Annotated in this window: 5 protein-coding genes and 1 pseudogene; 2 read left to right on the top strand and 4 right to left on the bottom strand. The window is 72.7% G+C overall.

Annotation, left to right across the window (positions count from 1 at the left end; genetic code table 11):
- Positions 1 to 465: pseudogene (locus ACJQWM_RS14095) on the top strand (DUF4124 domain-containing protein); the annotation flags it as partial.
- Between the two features lie 85 nt (positions 466 to 550).
- Here ACJQWM_RS14095 and ACJQWM_RS14090 read toward each other — a convergent pair.
- On the bottom strand, positions 551 to 1,330 hold the full coding sequence (locus ACJQWM_RS14090) for an SDR family oxidoreductase (RefSeq protein WP_332707903.1): 780 nt from the start codon (positions 1,328 to 1,330) through the stop codon (positions 551 to 553).
- 74 nt (positions 1,331 to 1,404) lie between these two features.
- Here ACJQWM_RS14090 and ACJQWM_RS14085 point away from each other — a divergent pair, with 74 nt between their 5' ends.
- Positions 1,405 to 1,629: a hypothetical protein gene (locus ACJQWM_RS14085; protein WP_332707901.1), complete on the top strand. Its 225-nt coding sequence runs from the start codon at positions 1,405 to 1,407 to the stop codon at positions 1,627 to 1,629.
- A 173-nt stretch (positions 1,630 to 1,802) separates the two neighbouring features.
- On the opposite strand, the gene sppA is transcribed toward ACJQWM_RS14085, so the two are convergent.
- The 3 genes from sppA to ACJQWM_RS14070 form a co-directional block, all read right to left on the bottom strand.
- Entirely contained in the window at positions 1,803 to 3,683 is a 1,881-nt protein-coding gene (gene sppA / locus ACJQWM_RS14080) for a signal peptide peptidase SppA (RefSeq protein ID WP_332707899.1), read from the bottom strand.
- Positions 3,684 to 3,764: 81 nt separating this feature from the next.
- The gene (locus ACJQWM_RS14075; RefSeq protein ID WP_411306919.1) at positions 3,765 to 5,186 is read right to left on the bottom strand and encodes an MATE family efflux transporter; all 1,422 of its coding nucleotides are present in this window, start codon (positions 5,184 to 5,186) and stop codon (positions 3,765 to 3,767) included.
- Positions 5,187 to 5,493: 307 nt separating this feature from the next.
- On the bottom strand, positions 5,494 to 6,799 hold a 1,306-nt coding region (locus ACJQWM_RS14070; protein ID WP_411306918.1), incomplete at its 5' end, for a DUF3106 domain-containing protein.

Below are 6,799 nucleotides of genomic sequence, written 5' to 3'. Positions count from 1 at the left end.
CCGCCGCCGGCGCGGTCCGCCGCCACCCGGGTGGTGAGGGCGCGGCCGCCGCGGCCGCTGTACGAGTGCGTCACCCCCGAGGGCGAGGTCTACACCAGCGACACCGGCCAGGGCGACCCGCGCTGGGTGCCGCTGTGGACGCTCGGCTATCCGGTGATCCTCGACCGTGCCGGCGCCGGCTCGCGCCTCGGTCACCGCATCGGTGCGCCCACGCCCGAGCCGCCGCGGGACCGCCCCGGCGTGCCGCGCCGGCCGCCGGTGCTGGCGACCGCCTACGGTGTCGGCACCTGGGTGCGCGACGAATGCCATCCGTTGCCGCAACGCGAGGTCTGCGACCGCCTGCGCGACCGCGACAGCGAGCTGCGCCGCCAGTACAACAGCGCGCTGCAGAGCGAGCGCCGGCACATCACCACCCAGCGCCGCGGCATCGATGCGCGGATTGCGGCCGACTGCGCGGCGGGCTGATTCCCGCGGTCGGATGTGCTCGGTTGCGAAGCGCTGGGCTGGCTTGGCAGCCCAGCCTACGGGCCGAACCGGAGCCGGCGCCAGGTCAGAACCCGTAGCGCAGGAACCCGCCGTCGACCGCGATGCATTCGCCGGTGATGTAGCCGGCCGCCGGCAGGCACAGGAACGCGACCGCGGCGGCGACTTCCTCGGGCTCGCCGATGCGGCCGATCGGGGTGCGCAGCAGCACCTCGTCAAGATAGTCCGGGTCGGCCAGCTTGTCGGAGGTGCGGCGGGTGCGGATGTACCAAGGCGCCACCGCGTTGACCCGGATGCCGTCCTCGGCCCACTCCACGGCCAGGTTGCGGGTCATCTGGTGCATCGCCGCCTTGCTCATGCCGTAGGGCGCGCCGGTACGCACCGAGGTCTCGCCCGATACGCTGCCGACGTTGACGATGGTCGAGGCGGCATGGCGGGTCAGCAGCGGGTGCAGGTAGCGCGAGAGCTCGAACGCGGCGAACAGGTTGACCTCGAACACCTGTCGCCATTCGTCGTCGCTGTAGTCGGTAGTAGCCTTGGCCAGGTTGCCGCCGGCGTTGTTGACCAGGATGTGCAGGCTGCCATCTCCGTGGTCCTCGACCCAGTCGAGCAACTCGCGGCGTTGTTCCTCGATCGCGACATCGGCGACGAAACCCTGCACCTCGCGCTCGGGATAGTCCTCCAGCAGCTCGGTACACGCGGCCTCCAGCGCGGCCGGATCGCGCGCGGTCAGCAGCACGTCGGCGCCGAAGCCGAGCAGTTCGCGCGCGATCGCACGGCCGATCCCGGCGCTGCCGCCGGTGACCAGCGCAAGTTGTCCGTCCAGCCGCCAACGCTTCGGATCCATGGCCCCTCCCGGTTGCGCGCCGCGCTCACACGGCCGGCGTAGCATAGCCCGCAGGCACTCACGAGGAGCTGGCGATGTCGAGGACGATCCGTGTTGCGCTGACCGGTTTGCTGTTGACCAGCGCGCTGGGCGCGTGCCGGCAGCCGGCGCCGTCCGATCCCGAACTGCCGCCGGAGCCGCAGGCGGCGCATGGTGATATGCGCGATGCGGTGCAGGCACCGATGGCGCGGGCGCGTGCGGTGCAGGCGGCGGTCGATGCTGCAGCGCAAGCGCGCGAGGCGGACGTTTCGACGCAATAGCCGGCCGCCGACGCCGACCACCGATGATTGCCGCACCCGTTGTAGGAGCGCCCCATGGGCGCGACCGCGCAACCGGCCGCCCGGTATGACCGGCACGAAAATCTTCGCGCCCATGGGGCGCTCCTACAAAAGCGGGCGCCTCGCTACCGGGGCACACACGTCCGGCGAATGGCTCACAAACCGCAGAAGCAATACGCCAGCGCCTTGACCGGCACGCCGCGGGTCGGCTCGATCGCCGCCTCCAGGAAACGCAGGTCCTGCGCGGTTTGCGGCAGGGCCCGGGCCAGCAGCGAGCGCGCCAACGCCGATTCGCCCAGCCAGGCGCTGCCCAGGCGGCTTTCGGCGAACCCGCCGAAGAACCGCTCGAACGGAGTCGCCTGCTTCTCGATGTAACGCAGCTGGTAGTCGCCTTCTTCGAGGTCGACGCGGCGGGCGGCATCGGCGATCGCCACCTGCAGGCCGCCGAGCTCGTCGACCAGCCCGTGCTGGTGGGCCTGCGCACCGCTCCACACGCGGCCCTGGGCGACCGCTTCGATCTGTGCGATCGGCTGCTCGCGCGCGGCCGCGACTTTGCCGGTGAAGTCGCGGTAGCCCTTCTCGATCACCGACTGGATCACCTGCCCGACCTCCGGATCCAGCGGGCGGGTGATGTCGAATGCGCCGGCGAACTCGGTCGTGCTGACGCCATCGGTGCTGACCCCGATCTTCTCCAGCGCGCGCGGGATGGTCGGAAACAGGCCGAAGATGCCGATCGAGCCGGTGATCGTGGAGGCGTCGGCATAGATGCGGTCGGCGTCCATGCTGATCCAGTAACCGCCGGAAGCGGCCAGGTCGCCCATCGACACCACCACCGGCTTGCCGGCTTCCTGTAACGCGACGACCTCACGGCGGATCTGCTCGGAGGCGAACACCTCGCCGCCGGGCGAATCCACGCGCAGCACCAGCGCGCTGACGTCCTCGTCGTCGCGCGCGGAGCGCAGCAGGGCCGCGGTCGAGACGCCGCCGATCGAGCCGGGCGGCTGCTCGCCGCCGGTGATCGCGCCCTCGGCGACCACCACCGCGACCTGCGGGCGCACGTCGGCGGCCTTGATCGCGCGGTCGATATGGCCGAGGTAGCCGTCCAGGCCGACCTGGCGGAAGCCGCCCTCGGCATCTTCATCGGCCATGCCGCGCTCGACCAGCAGGTCATCGACCTGTTCGCGCGTCATCAGGCCATCGACCAGTTGCTGCTGCAGTGCATAACGGGCGAGGTCGCCATCGACCGCCGCGATCCGCTCGGGCAGTTGCGCGATGCCCTGCGCGAGCTGCTGCGGGGTGACGTCGCGCGCCTGCGCGATATCGCCGAGATAGCGCTGCCACAGGTCGTTCATCCAGAACAGGTCGGCCTGCTTGGATTCGGGCGAGGCCGCGTCGAGCACGAAGGGTTCGGCGGCCGACTTGTACTCGCCGACCTTGAACAGGTGCATGTCGACGCCGAGCTTGTCCTCCAGGCCCTCGCGGTAGTACTGCCGGTAGCGGCCGAGGCCCTCCAGCAGCAAGCCGCCCATCGGGTCGAGGTAGATCTCGTCGGCCTCCGCAGCGATCAAGTACTGGTCCTGGGTCATGCCTTCGCCGAACGCGACCACCTGCTTGCCGCTCTCGCGCAGCCGCGCGACCGCCGCGGCCAGCTCGCGCCGCGACGCCATGCCGCCGCCGCCGAGATGGCCCAGCCGCAGCACCACGCGCTCGATGCGCTCGTCCTCGCGCGCCGCGTCGAGCGCGCGCAGCAGGTCGCGCAGCTGCACCTCGGCGGTGTCGCTGCCGAGCGCCTTGTTGATCGCGCGCGTGGCCGGGTCGCTGCTGAACTGCTCCACCAGCGCGCCGTCGGGTGCGATCACCAGCGTGGTGCGCTCGAGCAGCGGCCGGGTGCGGTCGCCGGCCCCGAGCATCGCCAGCACCAGCAGCAGCAACACGAAGAACAGCAGGTTGAAGATCAACCGGCGGGTAAAGTTCATCGCATCCCACAGGCCGACGAAGAATCGGGCGATCGGGCCGCGGCGCGGGGCGTCGTTCATGTAATGCGTACTCCGGGAATGCGTGGTGCGACTGGATGCGGCAGCCTACCCGCTGCGCCGCAGCGATTCATCCGCCGAAGGTCACTCGGCCTTGCGCGCCGGGTGGGGCCCGGTCAGCTGCCATTGCAGTCGCGCCGGCGTGCTCATGCGCAAAAAACGCATGCCCAGCAGCACCGCGGCGACACTCAGCCCGGCGATCAGGCCGACCCACATCCCCGGCGGTCCCCAAGCCGGCACGCCGCCCAGTCCGAGCCCCAATGTGGCCCCCAGCGGCATGCCGATGCCCCAGTACGCCAGCGCCGCCATCAGCATCGGCACCCGGGTGTCGCGCAGCCCGCGCAGGGCCCCGGCCGAGAGCACCTGCACCCCGTCGGGGAACTGGAACGCCGCGGCGTACAGCAGCAGCGAGGCCGCCAGCGCCGCCACCGCCGCGTCGCGGGTGTAGAAGTCGACGATGAACTCGTGGCCGAGCAGCAGCGCGCCGGCCGACAGCGACTGGGTGCCCAGCACGATCAACATCCCGGCGCCCGCGGCGCGGCGCACCCCGGCGCCGTCGCCGCGGCCGAGCGCATGGCCGACCCGCACCGTGGTCGCCTCGGCCAGGCCCATCGGCACCATGAAGCACAACGCCGCGACGTTGACCGCGACCTGGTGCGCGGCCGCGGGCACCTCGCCCAGGCGTCCGATCAGCAGCGCGGTGCCGATGAACAGACCACCCTCCATCAGCACGGTGACGCCGATCGGCAGCCCGGTCGCCAGCAGGTTGCGCAGGGTCGGCCAGTGCGGCCGGTTGGAACGGGTGAACAGGCCGGCGAACAGCTCCAGGTCGGCGAAGCGCCGCGCGCGTCGCAGCACCAGTGCGAACGTCGCCGCCTGCAGCCACAGCATGATCGCCGAGGCCAGCCCGAGCCCGCCGGCGCCCAGCTCCGGCAGGCCGAGCGCGCCGAAGGTCAGCACGTAGCCCAGCGGCACCAGCACCACCAGCCCGCCGGCGCTCAGCAGCATCGTCGGCAGCGTCCAGTGCAGCCCCTCGGCGAGGTAGCGCATGCAGAAGAACAGCGTCAGCGCCGGCACGCCCCAGCGGATGCCATACAGGAACGCGGTGGCACCGGGCACGATGCCCGGATCGATCCCGAACGGCACCAGTGCGTGCACCACCAGGGTCAGGAACGCGAACAGCGCTGCGCCCAGCGCCAGCGCCAGCCACAGGCTCTGCCGGAACACCGCGCCGATCTCGCCGCGGCGGCCGCTGCCGTCGAGTTGCGACACCGTCGGCGGCAGCGCCATCAGGGTGCCCATCGGCACCACCACCGGCAGCCAGAACAGCGCGGTGCCGATCGCGACCGCCGCCAGCGTCTGGGTGCCGTGGCGCCCGGCGATCACGCTGTCGACAAAGCCAATCGCCCCGGTCGATACATGGCCCAGCACCAGCGGGGCGGCCAGTATCGCGGTGCGACGCACTTCGCCAGGCAAGCGCGTGGCGGGGGCGGGGGAGGTCGTCATCGGGAGCATCGTGTCGCGACTGCGGCCGCGCCGCCGATCGGCTGTCGGGCGCTGGCACCGGGTTGCGGCGGGCCGGCCATTCTAGCGATGCCGGGTGCGGCCGACCCGGCACCGCCAAGCCCCGGCTCGTGTAGGAGCGGCTTCAGCCGCGAACTCTACCGCCAGCATGCGCAGCAGGGAGCTCTCCGAGGAGCGGCTCGATCGCAAGCGGGACACCGCGCCGGGGAACGCCCGAGGTCGCGGCTGAAGCCGCTCCTACGCGAGGACATGGGCAGGGAGCCATGCCAGCCATGGCGCAAGCGCGCCTTCAACGATCCAGCCGCTGCCACAACCATTGCTGCCGCTGACCGGCGGCGGTCGACAGCAGTTCGCGGCGCAGCACCTCGCGCTCCTGCGGCGGGGTGCGCTGCACCAGCACCGCCAGTTGGCGGCGCTGCTGCGCCGTCATCGCGCGCAGGGTCCGCAGCATCGGCGCGTGCTGCCCGGCCGGCAGCTGCGCCAGCAGCGGTTGCAGCGCCGGGTAGTCGGCACCGAGCGCGGGCCCGAGCAGCCAGCCGCGGCGGGCGGTGGCATCGAGCGCATCGAACTCGGCCCGCAGGGCGCGGTGCTGGTCCGGCGGGCGTTGCCGGAAATCCGCAGCGGCCGCGCGCAGCTGCGCGCGCTCGGCCGGAGCCAGCGCCCGCCAGGCGCCGTAGCGCTCACGCTGCGTGTTGCGCTCGGCCGCCGGCAGCGCGTCCCAGGCCGCGGCGCGCTGGCGCAAGGCGGCACGCTTGCCCTCGCTCCAGCCGTGCCATTGCCCGGCACGCTGCTGCAACTCGGCGCGGCGCTCGGATGGCAGTTGCGGCAGGACCGCGCCGAAGTCGTCCAGCACGCCCGAAGCAGCCGATTGGCTCACTGTCGCCGCTGGCACGGCTCCGACCATTGCAATGGCCGCGGCGGCGATCGGGGCAGGCGCTTGCGGGGCCGGCGCCTCCTGCGCCGCCAGCCAGCCAAGGAAGGCGAGCTCACGCGCGGCGGTGGCACCGGCGGGGTCGACCATCAGCTCGAAGTCGCGATGGGCGATCAGGCCGGCGTCGGGGCCCAAGCGCGAGGCCGGCGCGGCGGCCGGGGGCAGCGGCCGCACCCGGACCGTCTGCCGATCCAGTGGAGCGCGCAGGCCGGCGAAGGGCCAGGCGCTCGACGGCCACCAGAACGTCGCCGCCAATGCCAGCGCGCTTAGTGCCAGCAGCGTCCACAGCAGCGCCAGCAGGCGGCCGCGCCGGTGCGGTGCAGGCTGCGCGCGGACCGGGGGCGATGCGGCCGCGGTCGCGCCGCTGGCGCCGGCCAGCACCGCTTCGCGCGCGTGCATCAGCCGCTCCAGCCGCGCCGGCGGCAGCGCCTTGATCCGACGCTGGACCTGTTCGCGCAGCCGTTGCCAGGCCTGCGGGTCGGGGCGACCGTCCGGGTCGCGCGGTAGCGCTCCGTGCAGCGCCATCCTGTAACTCGGCGCTGCGATCCCGAGCACCGCGGCGGCGTCGGGCTCGGACAGGCCCGCCGCCAGGCGCAGCAGCAGCGCCGCGCGCGGGCCGCTGGCGAGCGCCGCCAGGCCGTCGGTCGCATCCAGCGGCAGCGCC

The sequence above is a fragment of the Novilysobacter longmucuonensis genome (assembly GCF_046600735.1).
GTDB lineage: Bacteria > Pseudomonadota > Gammaproteobacteria > Xanthomonadales > Xanthomonadaceae > Novilysobacter_A > Novilysobacter_A longmucuonensis.
Note: the sequence above shows the minus strand (reverse complement) of the source record. Positions and strands in the feature narration are given on the sequence as shown.

Excerpts from the sequence above, each read along its gene's own strand:
- ACJQWM_RS14085 (WP_332707901.1), top strand. The coding sequence starts at position 1,405 with ATGTCGAGGACGATCCGTGTTGCGCTGACCGGTTTGCTGTTGACCAGC.
- ACJQWM_RS14090 (WP_332707903.1), bottom strand. The coding sequence starts at position 1,330 with ATGGATCCGAAGCGTTGGCGGCTGGACGGACAACTTGCGCTGGTCACC.
- sppA (WP_332707899.1), bottom strand. The coding sequence starts at position 3,683 with ATGAACGACGCCCCGCGCCGCGGCCCGATCGCCCGATTCTTCGTCGGC.
- ACJQWM_RS14075 (WP_411306919.1), bottom strand. The coding sequence starts at position 5,186 with ATGACGACCTCCCCCGCCCCCGCCACGCGCTTGCCTGGCGAAGTGCGT.